The organism is Acinetobacter sp. NBRC 100985 (assembly GCF_000241225.1).
In the GTDB taxonomy this organism is placed as follows: domain Bacteria; phylum Pseudomonadota; class Gammaproteobacteria; order Pseudomonadales; family Moraxellaceae; genus Acinetobacter; species Acinetobacter venetianus.
On sequence record NZ_BAEB01000060.1, the window covers coordinates 1 to 966 of the forward strand.

The 966-nt window shown below is 42.9% G+C and carries 1 protein-coding gene; it reads right to left on the reverse strand.

Going from position 1 to position 966, the window contains the following annotated elements; all coding sequences use genetic code 11:
- On the reverse strand, positions 1-966 hold a 966-nt coding region (locus ACT4_RS16050; protein ID WP_007484040.1), incomplete at both ends, for an electron-transfer flavoprotein:ubiquinone oxidoreductase.

A 966-nucleotide genomic window follows, 5' to 3' on the forward strand; every position in this document is an offset into this window, starting at 1 on the left:
GGCTCATCCCATTTTGGTAAGTTCACATCTACTGGAATAGATGGATCAGTCAACTTTAAGTGTGCTGGCTGATTTTCTTCATGTACGGTATTCGATACGAATACAGAAGATAAACGGTCAAAGGTCAACTTGCCATCTGGTTTTGGATAGTTTGGTTTAAACGTTGACGCATCCACAGTTTTCAGTGCAGCAAAGTCTTGTTTAAGGTCATGCAAAGTAAATGGCACTTTAAGGATGTTTTGATCGATAAAGTTAAACGCACCACCAATCCACTGACCAAACTTGTGCATTGCAGGGCCAAAGTTGCGTGAGTTATATAACTCTTCTTTTAACCAAGAATTGTTATATTTGTCAGTATAAGCCGTTAATTCTTTGTCGAAATGGTCGTCGCCTTCAAGAACACGAGCAATCGCAAGATCACCACCTTTGGCAACACCAGCAGCAATCGCTTCGAATACTGCCTCACCACACAACATACCTGACTTCATTGCAGTGTGTGAGCCTTTGATTTTTGAGAAGTTCAAGAAACCAGCATCATCACCAATCAAGCAACCGCCTGGGAAAGTGAGTTTAGGCAAAGCATTAAAGCCACCTTTCACTACAGCACGTGCGCCGTAAGAAATACGTTTACCACCTTCAAGGAATTGCTTGATGGTTGGGTGTGTTTTCCAGCGTTGCATTTCCATGAATGGATACATGTGCGGATTTTCATATGATAAATCCACGATCATACCCAAAGTCACCTGATTGTTTTCAGCGTGGTATAACCACCAGCCACCAGATGAACCTGTTTCAGATAATGGCCAGCCAGCACCATGCATCACTAAACCTAGCTTATGTTTAGCAGGATCGATTTCCCAAAGTTCTTTAATCCCGATACCGTAGTGCTGTGGATCAGCATCTTTATCAAGATTGTATTTTGCAATCAGGCGTTTACCGAGGTGACCACGACAGCCTTCAGCGAAC